This is a genomic window from Pseudomonas sp. AC083 (genome assembly GCF_979253165.1).
Genome location: NZ_CEEDDH010000022.1, coordinates 43,060 through 58,319, shown reverse-complemented (window position 1 = coordinate 58,319; position 15,260 = coordinate 43,060). Strand labels below are relative to the sequence as shown.

Below are 15,260 nucleotides of genomic sequence, written 5' to 3'. Positions count from 1 at the left end.
CAATGAAGGCTTTTGCTATATATAGAAATATTCAACCTCAAACAAACAGCATAGAACTTGAATCATGCTCAAGATAACGAACAAGATCACTAACCCAATGACCGTCATCGCGATATTCGCCATTATCTCGGAAACTTCAGCGGCGGTATCGCTGCCGTTTCTCGACAACAAGGACCGGGAGATTTATGTCTGGTTTCTGATCAGCTTTCCGTTTTACTTGTTATTTCTTTTTTTTATCACGCTCAACTTCAACCACCGCTCGCTCTACTCGCCCTCGGATTTCGGCAAGGACAAAAATTTCCTGAAGGCGGCTGAACATTCGGAACGCGACAGCGAACGAAAAGTACCGTTACGAAAATCCGATGGATCGTGCACTTTCGAGATAACCAGCTGCGTCGTGTCCAGCAACACTGGGAGCGGCGGATTCCAGCGTCCATGCAGGATTCACAACGCGCCTGACCCACCAACCGATATCGATGGCCAAGCGAACCCCGTGGTGCAGACGATCAAACTGTCACCGCTGATAAGCGAACTGAACATCATCGACGCCCGGGACGTTGATGCGTCCAGGGAGTTCGATGCGATTCTCGACACTCTTCGGAGCGCCGGTAAAAAAAATCCGCGAGTGCTGGTTTTTCTGTCGAATCATGTTTCGGACTCTCTGGCGCATACTTCGCTGCAACAGATCAAACAGGCGAAGAAAAGCTCAGGTGCAACACTGTGTGTCGTTTACAACCTGTGCACACAGACAGTTACCCTGCTGGGGCGAACCAGCTGACAGGCGTGGCACATCCCGCAAGCGGGCAGACAAGAGAAACGGCCTGATGAACCCGATGAAAATTCCGAAAAAAAAGGCGGCCCTGAACTGGCCGCCTTTTTTATTGCGCGTGGGTCTGAGCCACTCAGAACAACTTGCGGCCCTTGTTGGCAGCAATGCGCATGCGCAGCGCGTTGAGCTTGATGAAGCCCGCCGCATCGGCCTGGTTGTAAGCGCCGCCATCTTCTTCGAAGGTCGCGATGTTGGCGTCGAACAGCGAATCGTCGGACTTGCGACCGGTGACGATGACGTTGCCCTTGTACAGCTTCAGGCGCACTACGCCGTTCACGTTGACCTGCGAAGCATCGATCATCTGTTGCAGCATCAGACGCTCAGGGCTCCACCAGTAACCGGTGTAGATCAGGCTGGCGTACTTGGGCATCAGCTCGTCTTTGAGGTGAGCGACTTCGCGGTCCAGAGTGATCGATTCGATGGCGCGGTGAGCGCGCAGCATGATGGTGCCGCCCGGGGTTTCGTAGCAGCCACGGGACTTCATGCCGACATAACGGTTTTCGACGATGTCGAGACGACCGATGCCGTGCTCGCCGCCGATCTTGTTCAGCGTCGCCAGTACGGTGGCCGGGGTCATTTCGACGCCGTCCAGCGCGACGATGTCGCCGTTGCGGTAGGTCAGTTCCAGGTACTGCGGGGTGTCGGGAGCCTTCTCCGGGGAGACGGTCCAGCGCCACATGTCTTCTTCGTGCTCGGTCCAGGTGTCTTCCAGCACGCCGCCTTCATAAGAGATGTGCAGCAGGTTGGCGTCCATCGAGTACGGGGATTTTTTCTTGCCATGGCGTTCGATCGGGATCGCGTGCTTCTCGGCGTAGTCCATCAGCTTCTCGCGGGACAGCAGGTCCCACTCGCGCCAAGGGGCAATAACTTTTACGCCTGGCTTGAGCGCGTAGGCGCCCAGTTCGAAACGCACCTGGTCGTTGCCCTTGCCGGTGGCGCCGTGGGAAATGGCGTCGGCGCCGGTTTCGTTGGCGATTTCGATCAGGCGCTTGGCGATCAGCGGACGGGCGATGGAAGTACCCAGCAGGTACTCGCCTTCGTAAACGGTGTTGGCGCGGAACATCGGGAACACGAAATCACGCACGAATTCTTCGCGCAGGTCGTCGATGTAGATTTCTTTGACGCCCATGGCCTGAGCCTTGGCGCGGGCCGGCTCGACCTCTTCGCCTTGACCGAGATCAGCGGTGAAGGTCACCACTTCACAGTTATAAGTATCCTGCAGCCACTTGAGGATCACCGAAGTGTCCAGGCCGCCGGAATACGCCAGAACGACCTTGTTTACGTCCGCCATGCCATCACTCCACGGGGTTCTACGGAAAGCCGGGGAGTCTACCGCTCAAACGCGATAATTTACAGAGGCGCGACAGCTTAAGACGACAAAGCGACAGAATCTGTCGAGAGCGCGACGATGACCGGCGAGTCAGGAAATCGTTGCGGCCGTGGCCGGCGTACCCGCTTGCGGCGCCGGAGCCGGGGCGGTAGTCGGTGCGACGCGCGACAGTTTCACGTTGACCCGACGGTTCTTCGCACGATTGGCCTTGCTGGTGTTCGGCACGATCGGATACTGCTCGCCGTGGAAACGCACGGTGATCTGCGATTCCTGAATGCCGTTGGCCTTGAAGAAATCCACCACCGCCAGCGCGCGGCGGCGCGACAATTCGCGGTTGGTCAGACGATTGCCGCTGTTGTCGGAATGACCGTCGAGGTCAATGTGGTTCACCGTCGGGTCGGCCTTCATGTATTCGAGCATCACTTGCAGCTTGGCCTTGGCAGCCGGGTCCAGCTCAACGCCTTCGCCGGGGAAGCCGATCTGCGACTGCTTGATCTGGTCGAAATTCTGCGGCAGCAATTTCGCCACACAGCCTTGATAGTCGTTGAACGCCTTGCTGAATTTCACCGGCAACAAACGCACTTCGGAGACGCGGCCATCGCCAGACGCACGGCGTACCACCGGGCTGCGACCGTCCAGCAGACCGCTGATCAATCCCCCGGCCTGGGATTGCGAGCTGTTGAACAACACGTTGCCGCTGCCCAGACGCACAGAGCCCAGATTGATGTCGCCACGCCCTGGCTGCCAAGGTGCTGCGGCAGCGAGCAAGGTCGCCGAACCGCCGCCGAGCATGGCGTTGTAGGCGTTCAGGCGAAAGATCGCCTGCTCACCGGCCTTGCGCACGAACTCGCCCGAGCCGAAATCGGTGATCGGCTGGGTAAGGCGGCATTCGAACTGGTCGCCGGCGACCGTCCACTCAATGTTCTCCAGACGGGTCTGGTAAGTCAGCGCCATCGCGGGAAGGCTGGCAAACACACTGAGCAGGGCTAAATAACGCTGGCGCACGGGAGGCTCCATTGGCTTGTGAAACACAAACACCGATTCACACAATGTTTACGGCATACCTCCGGGATATCGGACGCGCGTGGCAAAACTTGATAGCGGGTGCCTGCAAGAGTCTTTTCCGGTAGCATTCGCCTCAGTTTGACCCGCCTGGAATCCCCTCATGTCCGACCGCCTGACCCTGCTGCGTCCCGACGACTGGCACATTCATCTTCGCGATGGTGCCGTGTTGACCAATACCGTTGCCGATGTGGCCCGCACCTTCGGGCGCGCGATCATCATGCCGAACCTGGTACCGCCGGTGCGCAACGCCGCTGAAGCCGACGGCTATCGTCAGCGCATTCTCGCTGCCCGCCCGGCCGGCAGTCAGTTCGAGCCGTTGATGGTGCTGTACCTCACCGACCGCACCCAACCGGAAGAAATTCGTCAGGCCAAGGCCAGCGGTTTCGTCTACGCCGCCAAGCTGTACCCGGCCGGCGCGACCACCAACTCCGATTCCGGCGTGACCAGCATCGACAAGATCTTCCCGGCGCTGGAAGCCATGGCCGAAGTCGGCATGCCGCTGTTGATCCACGGTGAAGTCACCCGTGGCGACGTCGATGTATTCGACCGCGAAAAGATCTTCATCGACGAGCACATGCGCCGCGTGGTTGAGCGTTTCCCGACGCTGAAAGTGGTGTTCGAACACATCACCACCGGCGACGCCGTGCAGTTCGTCAACGAGGCTTCGGCCAACGTTGGCGCGACCATCACCGCGCATCACCTGCTGTACAACCGCAACCACATGCTGGTCGGCGGGATTCGACCGCACTTCTACTGCTTGCCGATTCTCAAGCGCAATACCCATCAGGAAGCCTTGCTCGACGCCGCCACCAGCGGCAGCGCCAAGTTCTTCCTCGGCACCGACTCGGCGCCCCACGCCCAGCACGCCAAGGAAGCCGCCTGCGGTTGTGCCGGTTGCTACACCGCTTACGCCGCCATCGAGATGTATGCCGAAGCGTTCGAACAGCGTAACGCGCTGGACAAGCTCGAAGCCTTCGCCAGCCTCAACGGCCCGCGTTTCTACGGCCTGCCGGCAAATACCGATCGCATCACCCTGGTCCGTGAAGAATGGACCGCCCCGACCAGTCTGCCATTTGGCGAGCTGACCGTTATCCCGCTGCGCGCCGGTGAAAAACTGCGCTGGCGCCTGCTGGAGGAACACGCGTGAGTGAAGACAATTTCGACGATGAACTGGACGGTCAAGGTGGCGGCGGCGGTTCCCGTCATCCGATGGCAGCGCGTTTTCGCGGCTACCTGCCGGTTGTCGTCGACGTAGAAACCGGTGGCTTCAACGCAGCCACCGATGCCTTGCTGGAGATTGCCGCGACCACCATCGCCATGGATGAAAAGGGTTTCGTCTACCCGGATCACACCTACTTCTTCCGCGTCGAGCCATTCGAAGGTGCCAACGTTGAAGCGGCAGCGCTGGAGTTCACCGGGATCAAGCTCGATCACCCGCTGCGCATGGCCGTCAGCGAAGAAACCGCGCTGACCGACATCTTCCGTGGCATCCGCAAGGCGCTGAAAGCCAACGGCTGCAAGCGGGCAATTCTGGTCGGGCACAACAGCAGTTTCGACCTGGGCTTCCTCAACGCAGCAGTTGCGCGCCTGGACATGAAGCGCAACCCGTTCCACCCGTTCTCCAGTTTCGACACCGCGACCCTAGCGGGTCTGGCGTATGGTCAGACCGTGCTGGCGAAAGCCTGTCAGGCCGCCGGCATCGATTTCGACGGCCGTGAAGCGCACTCGGCGCGTTACGACACCGAAAAGACCGCTGAGCTGTTCTGCGGCATCGTCAATCGCTGGAAGCAGATGGGCGGCTGGGAAGACTTCGACGACTGATCCTCGACGAACAAATCCCGCGCATGAAAAAACCGGCCACATGGGCCGGTTTTTTTGTACCTCGACGTTGCGCCTTACAGGGCCGCAGCGTTCTCGGTCAGGTAAGCCGCAACGCCTTCCGGCGAAGCGTTCATGCCTTTGTCGCCTTTCTTCCAGTTGGCCGGGCAGACTTCGCCGTGCTCTTCGTGGAATTGCAGCGCGTCGACCAGACGGATCAGCTCTTCCATGTTACGGCCCAGCGGCAGGTCGTTGATGATCTGCGAGCGAACCACGCCTTTGTCGTCGATCAGGAACGCGCCACGGAAAGCCACGCCGCCTTCGGATTCAACGTCGTATGCCTTGGCGATGTCGTGCTTCATGTCGGCAGCCATGGTGTATTTCACCTGGCCGATGCCGCCATTGTTCACTGGAGTGTTGCGCCAAGCGTTGTGGGTGAAGTGCGAGTCGATCGACACAGCGATCACTTCAACGTTGCGCGCCTTGAAGTCAGCCATGCGGTTGTCCAGAGCGATCAGCTCGGACGGGCAGACGAAGGTGAAGTCCAGCGGGTAGAAGAACACCAGGCCGTATTTGCCTTTGATGGCCGAGGACAGGGTGAAGCTGTCAACGATCTCGCCATTGCCGAGTACGGCCGGGACGGTGAAGTCTGGGGCTTGTTTGCCTACGAGTACGCTCATTGATATCTCCTGGTGTAAAAACTTGAAGTTCAGGGTCCGGGCCAGCCTGTCACCCTCAGGCGACAGCCCTGTGACACGAACCCTCTTCGCAAGGGACGACCATCATACACTGCGTGTTTGGCCTGTCCGTAACGGATTTTCCCTGTTCGGTTGTCCACTGCGTATTCATGGGGTCAGACGCGCATTTGGAAAATACCGTTCGTCAGTCGCTGGGAAATTGGCTGCGAAGCGTTCCGAAAGCACTTTGACAATCATTCTCGTTAACATTAAGATCCATCGCAATTGAGTCACAACCAGCGACGGTTCTTACTTATGTATGTTTGCCTCTGCACTGGCGTCACCGACGGACAGATCCGCGAAGCGATCTATGAAGGTTGCTGCAGCTACAAAGAAGTTCGCCAGGCCACCGGCGTCGCCAGCCAGTGTGGCAAATGTGCCTGCCTTGCCAAGGAAGTGGTGCGCGAAACCCTGACCAAGCTGCAAACCGCCCAGGCCGCGATCCCTTACCCGGTAGAATTTACTGCTGCGTAAATGCCCCATTTCAAAGAACCGGACTAGATGTCCGGTTTTTTTATGCCTGAAAATCAATTGCTTAGCGTCCAGACGCGGAACACAAACATTCTTATTCCGATTAATTTTCATTTATTATTCAATAACTTAGGTTTGACACTTATAACTGCCAAGCTCAAACTCCGCCTTATATACGGTTAATACAGGGCAGGACTCCGATCATGAAAGGCGACATCACAGTCATCCAGCATCTCAACAAGATCCTTGCCAATGAGCTGGTCGCGATCAATCAGTACTTCCTGCATGCACGCATGTATGAAGATTGGGGTCTGAACAAGCTCGGCAAGCACGAATACCACGAATCCATCGACGAGATGAAACACGCGGACAAGCTGATCAAGCGCATTCTGTTCCTTGAAGGCCTGCCGAACGTTCAGGACCTGGGCAAGCTGCACATCGGCGAGCACACCCGCGAAATGCTCGAATGCGACCTGCGCATCGAGAAGACCGGCCATGCCGACCTGAAAGCCGCCATCGCCCATTGCGAAACCGTTGGCGACTTCGGCAGCCGTGAACTGCTCGAAGACATTCTCGAGTCGGAAGAAGAACACATCGACTGGCTGGAAACCCAGCTCGGCCTGATCGACAAGATCGGCCTGGAAAACTATCTGCAGTCGCAGATGGGCGAAGAGTAGGAGCTGTCGAGTGAAACGAGGCTGCGATCTTTATCGATTTCAGCCTTGATACTCAGTCAACTCGTATAACCAACAAAAAGCCCCGCCCTCTTTCGAGGTGCGGGGCTTTTTGTTGGCCGAAGATCAAAAGATCGCAGCCTCGTTTCACTCGACAGCCCCTACAGGAGACGCGTCGTCGAGCGAAACTATATGAAAGTAGAATCAGGCTTCGGACTTGTTCGCCGCTGCCGCTTCCACAGCCGCCTTGATGGTGCTTTGCAGCGAACCGTCTGCAGCCATCTCGGTCATGATGTCGCTGCCGCCGACCAGCTCACCGCCGACCCACAGTTGCGGGAAAGTCGGCCAGTTGGCGTATTTCGGCAGGTTGGCGCGGATTTCCGGGTTCTGCAGGATGTCCACGTACGCGAACTTTTCACCACAGGCCATCACGGCTTGCGCAGCTTTTGCGGAGAAGCCGCACTGCGGGGCATTCGGCGAGCCTTTCATGTAAAGCAGAATGGTGTTGTTGGCAATCTGCTCTTTAATCGTTTCGATGATATCCATGGAGCACCTCGGCTGAACTTTCCGACTCAGAGGTCGGCACGGTGGCGCATTGTAACGGAATCCCGAGCGCCATGCTCGGTCTCCCCGACAGACCCGCTCAAGCCGCCGCCACGGTCACCGGCACACCGTTCAACGCCGCGTTGCCCGACAGTTCGTCGAGCTGGCACTCGTCGGTCAGGTCGTTGGCGCTCGACCCCGGCTGGCCACTGGCGATTGCCATCTGCACACCCGGGCGCGCATGGCCCCAACCGTGGGGCAGGCTGACCACGCCTTTCATCATGTCGAGACTGGCGAGCACTTCCACCTCGATCTGCCCGACCCGCGAACTCACCCGAACCCGCTGCCCATCGGCCAGACCACGGCTGGCCAGGTCATCCGGGTGCATCAGCAACTGATGCCGTGGCTTGCCCTTCACCAGCCGATGAAAATTGTGCATCCACGAATTATTGCTGCGTACATGGCGGCGACCGATCATCAACAATTCATCGGCTGCCGGCGCCTGCAACGCGGCAAAGCGTGCGAGGTCGGCGAGAATTTCCGGCGGTGCGGCCTGGATACGCTGACTCGGCGTTTTCAGACGTGACGCCAGATTCGGCTTCAGCGCCCCCAGATCAATGCCGTGCGGATGATCGAACAGCATCGCCAGCGACAGCTTGTGTTCGGATGCATCGCCATAGCGGCCCATGCGCAGGCCCATGTCGATCATGTTCGCCGGCGGCATGGTCGGTTTCAGCTCCTTGGCGGTTTTTTCAGCGAAGGCCTTGGCCAGCCCGACGAAGATCTCCCAGTCGTGCAGTGCACCCTCGGGCTTGGCGAGGATGGCGCGATTGAAGCGGGTGACGTTACGCACCGCGAACAGATTGAACGTGGTGTCGTAGTGATCGTTTTCCAGCGCCGAGGTCGACGGCAGGATCAGATCGGCATAGCGCGTGGTTTCGTTGATGTATAGGTCGATGCTGAGCATGAAGTCGAGGCCGTCCAGCGCCTGCTCCAGTTGCCGGCCGTTGGGTGTCGACAACACCGGGTTGCCGGCGACGGTGATCAGCGCGCGGATCTGCCCCTCGCCGTCGGTGAGCATTTCTTCGGCCAGCGCCGAGACCGGCAACTCGCCGCCGTATTCAGGACGCCCGGAAACCCGGCTCTGCCATTTGTTGAAATGCCCGCCCGAGGTCGACGCCACCAGATCCACAGCGGGTTCGGTGCACAGTGCACCGCCAACGCGGTCGAGATTGCCGGTGACCAGATTGATCAACTGCACCACCCAGTGACAGAGGGTGCCGAACGCCTGCGTCGAGACGCCCATGCGCCCGTAGCAGACCGCACTCGGTGCGGCAGCGAAGTCGCGCGCCAGTTGGCGAATCTGCTCGGCCGGCACTGCGCAGAGCGGGCTCATCGCTTCGGCGCTAAACGCAGCCACGGCGTTGCGCACCTCGTCGAGGCCATCGACCGGCAAATGACTGTCGCGGGTCAGGCCTTCGCTGAACAACGTATTGAGCATGCCGAACAACAACGCCGCATCGCCGCCCGGGCGGACGAACACGTGCTGATCAGCCATCGCTGCGGTTTCGCTGCGGCGCGGATCGACCACCACCACTTTGCCGCCGCGCGCCTGAATCGCCTTCAGGCGCTTCTCGACGTCCGGCACGGTCATGATGCTGCCGTTGGACGCCAGCGGATTGCCGCCGAGGATCAGCATGAAGTCGGTGTGATCGATATCGGGAATCGGTAACAGCAAACCGTGGCCGTACATCAGGTAACTGCTGAGGTGGTGCGGCAGTTGATCGACCGACGTTGCCGAGTAGCGATTGCGGGTTTTCAGCAACCCCAAGAAGTAATTGCTGTGGGTCATCAGGCCGTAGTTGTGCACGCTCGGATTGCCCTGATACACCGCAACGGCGTTCTGCCCGTGACGTTCCTGAATCGCCGCGAGTTTCTCGGACACCAGCGCAAACGCCTCGTCCCATTCGATCGGCAGCCATTCGCTGCCGACGCGGCGCATCGGCTGACGCAGGCGATCGGGATCGTTCTGAATATCTTGCAGGGCCACGGCTTTCGGGCAGATATGGCCGCGGCTGAAGGTGTCGAGGGCATCACCCTTGATCGAGGTGATCGCGACGTTGCCATCGGTTTCCGTGGTTTCGATGGTCAGGCCGCAAATGGCTTCGCACAGGTGGCATGCACGGTGGTGAAGAGTCTTGGTCATGGCCAGTCTCTGTCTTGTTCGGGAGCAGGCAATCACGCCCGCGGGAACAAAACTATGGCCCGTGCGCAGAGACGGCGCCAGCGACGTTCGTCTTGTGAATCGACGGTTATCAGGACAGCCGATAAATCGCCGCCGTCAGTTCGGCGGCAACTGCGGCGGTGCAGCCAGCTGGATTTCCTGGATGGTTTCGATCTGCTCGTGGGCGACGTGCACGCCGGTGAGCTCGCCGATCAAACGCCAGTGCTCATCAAGCCCGGCGCTGATGGTGGCCATGCGATCGATCATGTGTCGACCGGCGGATTTGACCACTTCATCGTCACTGCGCAGCAACTCGAAAGACATCGAGGTAACTGACGCGGTGAGATGGGTCAGGGAGCGAGCCGTGTGGCCCAGCAGTTCCATTAACAGTTGTTCTTTCGATTCCATGCGGAGGCTTCCTGCGTCGCTCGAAACTTATTTATAACCCAGCACTTTGCTTTAGCAAATGTTTCAGTCTGAACATCCGACCAAGCGAATCCGTGGCACAGACTCGCAAACCGACCAGGACAGCTGCGTTGCCGTCGCGGCGCATTGCCAAGCGCGGCGGGGCCAGTGTACAAAGAGGCTCACCGCTATACTAAATCCGGCTTCAACATGCGTGATCGAAATGCTCGGTCCGCGCTCCGAATCCCGCTGAAAAAGTACCCTATTGGAAAAACGCGACATTTAGTGTCAATATCGCGCCTTCCCCTATTTCGTCGCCCCGTGCGGCTTACGCCGCAGGTCTCGCCCGTTGTTCCGTTAAACAAGGCTTTGAGCATCTGCGGTCTGTAGCAAAAAGGTAGTCAATGATGAGCGCAAGGCACTTTCTCTCCCTGATGGATTGCACGCCCGAAGAGCTGGTCGGCGTGATCCGTCGAGGCGTTGAGCTCAAGGACCTGCGTAACCGCGGCGTACTGTTCGAGCCTCTGAAAAACCGCGTGCTGGGGATGATCTTCGAAAAATCCTCGACCCGTACCCGGATCTCCTTCGAGGCCGGCATGATCCAGCTCGGCGGCCAGGCAATCTTCCTGTCCCCGCGCGATACCCAACTGGGCCGTGGCGAGCCCATCAGCGATTGCGCCATCGTCATGTCGAGCATGCTCGATGCGGTGATGATCCGCACCTTCGCCCACAGCACCCTCACCGAATTCGCCGCCAACTCGCGGGTGCCGGTAATCAACGGCCTGTCCGATGATCTGCACCCTTGCCAATTGCTCGCCGACATGCAGACCTTCCTCGAACACCGTGGCTCGATCCAGGGCAAGACCGTGGCCTGGATCGGTGACGGCAACAACATGTGCAACAGCTATATAGAAGCGGCGATCCAGTTCGACTTCCAGTTGCGCGTTGCCTGCCCGGAAGGTTACGAGCCGAACCCGGACTTCGTCGCCCAGGCTGGCGATCGCGTGACCATCCTCCGCGATCCGCGAGACGCCGTGCGTGGCGCGCATCTGGTCAGCACCGATGTCTGGACTTCGATGGGCCAGGAAGAGGAAACTGCCAAGCGCCTCAAGCTGTTCGCGCCGTTCCAGGTCAACCGTGCCCTGCTCGACCTCGCTGCCGAGGACGTGCTGTTCATGCACTGCCTGCCGGCGCACCGTGGCGAAGAAATCAGTCTCGACCTGCTCGATGACCCGCGCTCCGTGGCCTGGGATCAGGCAGAAAACCGTCTCCACGCACAGAAGGCCCTGCTCGAGTTCCTCGTCGAACCGGCATATCACCACGCATGAGCCATGAATTACTGCTGAACCTGCGCAACCTCGCTTGCGGCTATCAAGATCAACGCGTGGTGCAGAACCTCAATCTGCACCTCAACGCCGGCGACATCGGCTGCCTGCTCGGCTCGTCCGGCTGCGGCAAGACCACCACCCTGCGCGCGATCGCCGGTTTCGAACCGGTGCACGAAGGCGAAATCACCCTCGGTGGCGAAACCCTTTCCAGCGCCGGTTTCACCCTGGCGCCAGAGAAACGCCGGATCGGCATGGTGTTCCAGGACTACGCACTGTTCCCGCACCTGAGCGTGGCCGACAACATCGCTTTCGGCATTCGCAAGCACCCGAACAAGGCGCGCGTGGTCGAAGAATTGCTGGAATTGGTCAATCTGAAAAACCTCGGCAAGCGCTTCCCTCATGAGTTGTCCGGTGGCCAGCAACAGCGCGTCGCCCTCGCCCGCGCCCTGGCGCCGGAGCCGCAACTGCTGTTGCTCGACGAGCCGTTTTCCAACCTCGATGGCGAGTTGCGCCGCAAGCTCAGCCATGAGGTGCGCGACATCCTCAAGGCCCGTGGCACCAGTGCGATTCTGGTCACCCACGATCAGGAAGAAGCCTTCGCCGTCAGCGATCACGTTGGCGTGTTCAAGGAAGGTCGGCTGGAACAGTGGGACACGCCCTACAACCTCTACCACGAACCGGCGACGCCTTATGTCGCCAGTTTCATCGGGCAGGGTTATTTCATTCGCGGTCAGCTCGTCACCCCGGAATCGGTGCAGACCGAACTGGGTGGACTGCGCGGCAATCGCGCCTACACCTGGCCGATTGGCGGTGCGGTGGATGTGCTGTTGCGTCCGGATGACATTGTTTATGCGCCGGATAGCTCACTGAAGGCGCAGATTGTCGGCAAGACATTCCTCGGCGCGGCGACCTTGTATCGCCTGCAACTGCCGACCGGTGCACAACTGGAATCGATCTTCCCCAGCCATGCCGATCATCTGGTTGGCGCGCAGGTCGGGATTCGCGTAGCGGCGGATCACCTGGTGCTGTTCCAGGCTTCGGGGAGCACTGCGGCACAGATTCCGGCGGTGGAAAACGGCGTCCGTCGATTCAGCACCAGCCTTTGATCCGCACTGGATAAAAATTGTGGGAGCGAGCCTGCTCGCGAATGCGGTGTTTCAGTCGCCGAAGATGTTGACTGAAAGAGCGCTTTCGCGAGCAGGCTCGCTCCCACAGTTGGTATTGCCTCAGCCTAAAAACAGGGTACCGCTGGCCACCAGCGTCGCATTGCCACCAATCTTCACCCGTTCCCCCTCCAACCGACAGAACAACTCCCCGCCCCGCGCCGAGCGCTGGCACGCGGTCAGGTTAGATTTGCCCAGACGTTTGGCCCAGTAAGGAATCAGGCTGCAATGGGTCGAGCCGGTCACCGGGTCTTCATTGATACCGATGGCCGGGGCGAAATAGCGCGAGACGAAGTCATGCTGGTTGCCACGCGCAGTGACAATCGCCCCCAGCCATGGCAGTTTCGCCAGCGCCGCCATGTCCGGTTTACAGTCGAGCACCGCCTGTTCCGAATCCAGCACGACGAAAAGTTCGTTGGAGCCGAGAACGTCGACAGCCTCAACGCCGAGCGCCCGCTCGACATCCAGCGTCACGCCGATTTCCGACGGCACGATGGTCGGGAAATCCAGCCACAAGCGGTCGCCTTCACGGCTGACACTCAAAGGACCTGACTTGCAGGTGAAGTCGATGCGCTCGGCGCTTTCCTTATAGATTTCGAACAGTACAAACGCGCTGGCCAACGTCGCATGCCCGCACAGCGGCACTTCGGTGCTCGGGGTGAACCAGCGGATATGCCAGGCCTGACCTTCGCGCACCAGAAACGCAGTCTCCGCCAGGTTGTGTTCGGCGGCGATCTTCTGCATCAAGTCATCGGCCAGCCAGCTGTCGAGCCGATAGACCATCGCCGGGTTGCCACTGAACGGCCGATCACTGAACGCGTCGACCTGATGAAACGCAAGCTGCATGATTTTCTCCCTGAATTGGTCGACCGAGCATGCAACGGCGGCCCGGATCAGTGCCAGTGACAGAAGCGCAATTTTTTCTTCATACAGCCGGCGCGACTATTACGCGCGGCCGATATCGGCGAACTGCGCCTGGGTGTGCTCAGCCAATACTGCTGGCGCCAGTTCCACTTCAAGTCCTCGCCGCCCGGCACTCACATAGATAGTTGCGAACCCCTGAGCGGAATTGTCGATGAAGGTGCGCAGGCGCTTCTTCTGCCCGAGCGGGCTGATGCCGCCCAACAGGTAGCCGGTGGAGCGTTGCGCGGCAGCGGGATCAGCCATTTCAGCTTTCTTCACTCCAGCGGCATGGGCCAGCCCCTTGAGATCGAGCGTTCCGACGACCGGCACCACAGCCACCAGCAGTTCGCCTTTTTCACTGGCGGCCAGCAAGGTTTTGAACACTTGCGCCGGTGCGAGCCCGAGCTTCTCTGCTGCCTCCAGCCCGTAGGACGCGGCCTTCGGATCATGTTCGTAACTGTGCACGCGATGTTCGGCACGAACTTTTTTCAACAAGTCCAACGCTGGGGTCATGGCAGCTCCGGGTTCGGCAGTCTTAGAAAAACCTGCGGCGGATTCTAGGTCATCGTTGGGCAAAAGGCTCTATTCCAGGCCGCGAATCCCGTGGCTTCGCGCTGCATTCAAGCTGATCGCGGCGCTGATCATTCATACGGCGAATAGTTTTATTGTGACCGACGGTTCACTTTCGACCTTTGACAGGTTTGTTTCTTGTCTATATTTTTTCGAATCTGAATAATGTAAGAATCATGTTCCGCGCAGTACCCAGCAGTAACCCGGGAACCGAATGGGGATTCCGACCCGGTGAAGATCGCGCCCTGCTCCGTTGGCAAGGCGCTACACAAGAAAAAGAACCGAGGTTTTCAATGACAGCTGCTTTACCGCAACCATCGCTTTCCGGCCAATGCATGGCCGAATTTCTGGGCACCGCCCTTCTGATCTTCTTCGGCACCGGTTGTGTCGCCGCGCTCAAAGTCGCGGGCGCCAGCTTCGGCCTGTGGGAAATCAGCATCATCTGGGGCGTCGGCGTGAGCATGGCGATCTACCTCACCGCCGGGGTTTCCGGCGCGCACCTGAACCCGGCCGTGAGCATCGCTCTGGCAATCTTCGCTGACTTCGAAAAGCGCAAACTGCCGTTCTACATCCTTTCGCAAATTGCCGGCGCCTTCTGCGGCGCGTTGCTGGTCTACACGCTCTACAGCAATCTGTTCTTCGATTACGAACAAACCCACCAGATGGTTCGTGGCTCGGCCGCCAGCCTTGAATTGGCGTCGGTGTTCTCGACCTACCCGAACCCGGTGCTGTCGACGGCCCAGGCGTTTCTGGTCGAGATGATCATCACCGCGATCCTGATGGGCGTGATCATGGCCCTGACCGATGACAACAACGGCCTGCCACGCGGCCCGATGGCGCCGCTGCTGATCGGTTTGCTGATCGCCGTGATCGGCAGTGCGATGGGCCCGCTGACCGGTTTCGCGATGAACCCTGCGCGTGACTTCGGTCCGAAACTGATGACTTTCTTTACCGGTTGGGGTGAAATTTCCTTCACCGGTGGTCGCGATATTCCGTACTTCCTGATTCCGATTTTTGCACCGATTGTCGGTGCCTGCCTCGGCGCTGCCGGGTATCGCGGGCTGATTGCCCGTCACCTGACCGGCGCCACACCTGCTACAAAGGATGCAGAACCGGCCATTGACGGCAAACCAAGAACTTCTTGAAACAGTCGGCGCCGGCTCCTGCCCATCCGAGCCGGCGCCACGGCCCACTCTCGTT

The 15,260-nt window shown here is 59.3% G+C and carries 16 protein-coding genes; 8 read left to right on the top strand and 8 right to left on the bottom strand.

The window, feature by feature from the left end; translation table 11 throughout:
* Window positions 1-64 precede the first annotated feature (64 nt).
* Window positions 65-778, top strand: coding sequence for a hypothetical protein (locus AC0IXA_RS24545; RefSeq protein ID WP_471814663.1), 714 nt, complete (start codon window positions 65-67; stop codon window positions 776-778).
* Window positions 779-902: 124 nt separating this feature from the next.
* Here the strand turns inward: AC0IXA_RS24545 and AC0IXA_RS24540 are convergent, their stop codons facing one another.
* Together AC0IXA_RS24540 and AC0IXA_RS24535 are read right to left on the bottom strand one after the other, a co-directional pair.
* Window positions 903-2,120: an argininosuccinate synthase gene (locus tag AC0IXA_RS24540; protein ID WP_007953201.1), complete on the bottom strand. Its 1,218-nt coding sequence runs from the start codon at window positions 2,118-2,120 to the stop codon at window positions 903-905.
* 129 nt (window positions 2,121-2,249) lie between these two features.
* Entirely contained in the window at window positions 2,250-3,164 is a 915-nt protein-coding gene (locus AC0IXA_RS24535; RefSeq protein WP_471814662.1) for a flagellar protein MotY, read from the bottom strand.
* Between the two features lie 160 nt (window positions 3,165-3,324).
* Between AC0IXA_RS24535 and pyrC the strand changes: the two genes are divergently transcribed.
* Together pyrC and rnt are read left to right on the top strand one after the other, a co-directional pair.
* Complete coding sequence (gene pyrC, locus AC0IXA_RS24530; protein WP_016773405.1) at window positions 3,325-4,371, top strand: dihydroorotase; 1,047 nt, start codon at window positions 3,325-3,327, stop codon at window positions 4,369-4,371.
* A complete protein-coding gene (gene rnt / locus AC0IXA_RS24525) occupies window positions 4,368-5,045 on the top strand; it encodes a ribonuclease T (RefSeq protein ID WP_016773404.1) in 678 nt (225 codons plus the stop codon). Before pyrC ends, rnt begins: the two co-directional genes overlap by 4 nt.
* Before the next feature lie 74 nt (window positions 5,046-5,119).
* On the opposite strand, the gene AC0IXA_RS24520 is transcribed toward rnt, so the two are convergent.
* Window positions 5,120-5,722: a peroxiredoxin gene (locus tag AC0IXA_RS24520; RefSeq protein WP_003227723.1), complete on the bottom strand. Its 603-nt coding sequence runs from the start codon at window positions 5,720-5,722 to the stop codon at window positions 5,120-5,122.
* A 312-nt stretch (window positions 5,723-6,034) separates the two neighbouring features.
* Between AC0IXA_RS24520 and AC0IXA_RS24515 the strand changes: the two genes are divergently transcribed.
* Window positions 6,035-6,253, top strand: coding sequence for a bacterioferritin-associated ferredoxin (locus tag AC0IXA_RS24515; RefSeq protein WP_003227725.1), 219 nt, complete (start codon window positions 6,035-6,037; stop codon window positions 6,251-6,253).
* Between the two features lie 200 nt (window positions 6,254-6,453).
* Entirely contained in the window at window positions 6,454-6,927 is a 474-nt protein-coding gene (gene bfr, locus AC0IXA_RS24510) for a bacterioferritin (RefSeq protein ID WP_016773403.1), read from the top strand.
* A gap of 201 nt (window positions 6,928-7,128) precedes the next feature.
* Here the strand turns inward: bfr and grxD are convergent, their stop codons facing one another.
* The 3 genes from grxD to AC0IXA_RS24495 form a co-directional block, all read right to left on the bottom strand.
* Window positions 7,129-7,470: a Grx4 family monothiol glutaredoxin gene (gene grxD / locus AC0IXA_RS24505; protein ID WP_016773402.1), complete on the bottom strand. Its 342-nt coding sequence runs from the start codon at window positions 7,468-7,470 to the stop codon at window positions 7,129-7,131.
* Between the two features lie 97 nt (window positions 7,471-7,567).
* Window positions 7,568-9,673 carry a molybdopterin oxidoreductase family protein gene (locus tag AC0IXA_RS24500; protein ID WP_341638889.1) on the bottom strand — a complete coding sequence of 702 codons (2,106 nt, stop codon included), beginning with the start codon at window positions 9,671-9,673 and terminating at the stop codon, window positions 7,568-7,570.
* Between the two features lie 135 nt (window positions 9,674-9,808).
* Window positions 9,809-10,099 carry a hypothetical protein gene (locus AC0IXA_RS24495; protein WP_016773401.1) on the bottom strand — a complete coding sequence of 97 codons (291 nt, stop codon included), beginning with the start codon at window positions 10,097-10,099 and terminating at the stop codon, window positions 9,809-9,811.
* Between the two features lie 404 nt (window positions 10,100-10,503).
* Between AC0IXA_RS24495 and argF the strand changes: the two genes are divergently transcribed.
* Both argF and AC0IXA_RS24485 read left to right on the top strand, forming a co-directional pair.
* Window positions 10,504-11,424 carry an ornithine carbamoyltransferase gene (argF, locus tag AC0IXA_RS24490; protein WP_471814661.1) on the top strand — a complete coding sequence of 307 codons (921 nt, stop codon included), beginning with the start codon at window positions 10,504-10,506 and terminating at the stop codon, window positions 11,422-11,424.
* Window positions 11,421-12,530 carry an ABC transporter ATP-binding protein gene (locus AC0IXA_RS24485; RefSeq protein WP_471814660.1) on the top strand — a complete coding sequence of 370 codons (1,110 nt, stop codon included), beginning with the start codon at window positions 11,421-11,423 and terminating at the stop codon, window positions 12,528-12,530. Before argF ends, AC0IXA_RS24485 begins: the two co-directional genes overlap by 4 nt.
* A gap of 120 nt (window positions 12,531-12,650) precedes the next feature.
* On the opposite strand, the gene AC0IXA_RS24480 is transcribed toward AC0IXA_RS24485, so the two are convergent.
* Window positions 12,651-13,433, bottom strand: coding sequence for a PhzF family phenazine biosynthesis protein (locus AC0IXA_RS24480; RefSeq protein WP_341638887.1), 783 nt, complete (start codon window positions 13,431-13,433; stop codon window positions 12,651-12,653).
* 99 nt (window positions 13,434-13,532) lie between these two features.
* On the bottom strand, window positions 13,533-14,003 hold the full coding sequence (gene ybaK, locus AC0IXA_RS24475; protein WP_095181783.1) for a Cys-tRNA(Pro) deacylase: 471 nt from the start codon (window positions 14,001-14,003) through the stop codon (window positions 13,533-13,535).
* Between the two features lie 350 nt (window positions 14,004-14,353).
* On the opposite strand from ybaK, the gene AC0IXA_RS24470 reads away from it, so the two are divergent.
* Window positions 14,354-15,205, top strand: a complete 852-nt coding sequence (locus AC0IXA_RS24470) for an MIP/aquaporin family protein (RefSeq protein WP_016773396.1) — start codon at window positions 14,354-14,356, stop codon at window positions 15,203-15,205.
* Window positions 15,206-15,260 lie beyond the last annotated feature (55 nt).

Excerpts from the sequence above, each read along its gene's own strand:
- AC0IXA_RS24520 (WP_003227723.1), bottom strand. The coding sequence starts at position 5,722 with ATGAGCGTACTCGTAGGCAAACAAGCCCCAGACTTCACCGTCCCGGCC.
- AC0IXA_RS24470 (WP_016773396.1), top strand. The coding sequence starts at position 14,354 with ATGACAGCTGCTTTACCGCAACCATCGCTTTCCGGCCAATGCATGGCC.
- AC0IXA_RS24545 (WP_471814663.1), top strand. The coding sequence starts at position 65 with ATGCTCAAGATAACGAACAAGATCACTAACCCAATGACCGTCATCGCG.
- AC0IXA_RS24500 (WP_341638889.1), bottom strand. The coding sequence starts at position 9,673 with ATGACCAAGACTCTTCACCACCGTGCATGCCACCTGTGCGAAGCCATT.
- pyrC (WP_016773405.1), top strand. The coding sequence starts at position 3,325 with ATGTCCGACCGCCTGACCCTGCTGCGTCCCGACGACTGGCACATTCAT.
- ybaK (WP_095181783.1), bottom strand. The coding sequence starts at position 14,003 with ATGACCCCAGCGTTGGACTTGTTGAAAAAAGTTCGTGCCGAACATCGC.
- bfr (WP_016773403.1), top strand. The coding sequence starts at position 6,454 with ATGAAAGGCGACATCACAGTCATCCAGCATCTCAACAAGATCCTTGCC.
- argF (WP_471814661.1), top strand. The coding sequence starts at position 10,504 with ATGAGCGCAAGGCACTTTCTCTCCCTGATGGATTGCACGCCCGAAGAG.
- AC0IXA_RS24480 (WP_341638887.1), bottom strand. The coding sequence starts at position 13,433 with ATGCAGCTTGCGTTTCATCAGGTCGACGCGTTCAGTGATCGGCCGTTC.
- AC0IXA_RS24515 (WP_003227725.1), top strand. The coding sequence starts at position 6,035 with ATGTATGTTTGCCTCTGCACTGGCGTCACCGACGGACAGATCCGCGAA.
- AC0IXA_RS24495 (WP_016773401.1), bottom strand. The coding sequence starts at position 10,099 with ATGGAATCGAAAGAACAACTGTTAATGGAACTGCTGGGCCACACGGCT.
- AC0IXA_RS24540 (WP_007953201.1), bottom strand. The coding sequence starts at position 2,120 with ATGGCGGACGTAAACAAGGTCGTTCTGGCGTATTCCGGCGGCCTGGAC.
- grxD (WP_016773402.1), bottom strand. The coding sequence starts at position 7,470 with ATGGATATCATCGAAACGATTAAAGAGCAGATTGCCAACAACACCATT.
- AC0IXA_RS24485 (WP_471814660.1), top strand. The coding sequence starts at position 11,421 with ATGAGCCATGAATTACTGCTGAACCTGCGCAACCTCGCTTGCGGCTAT.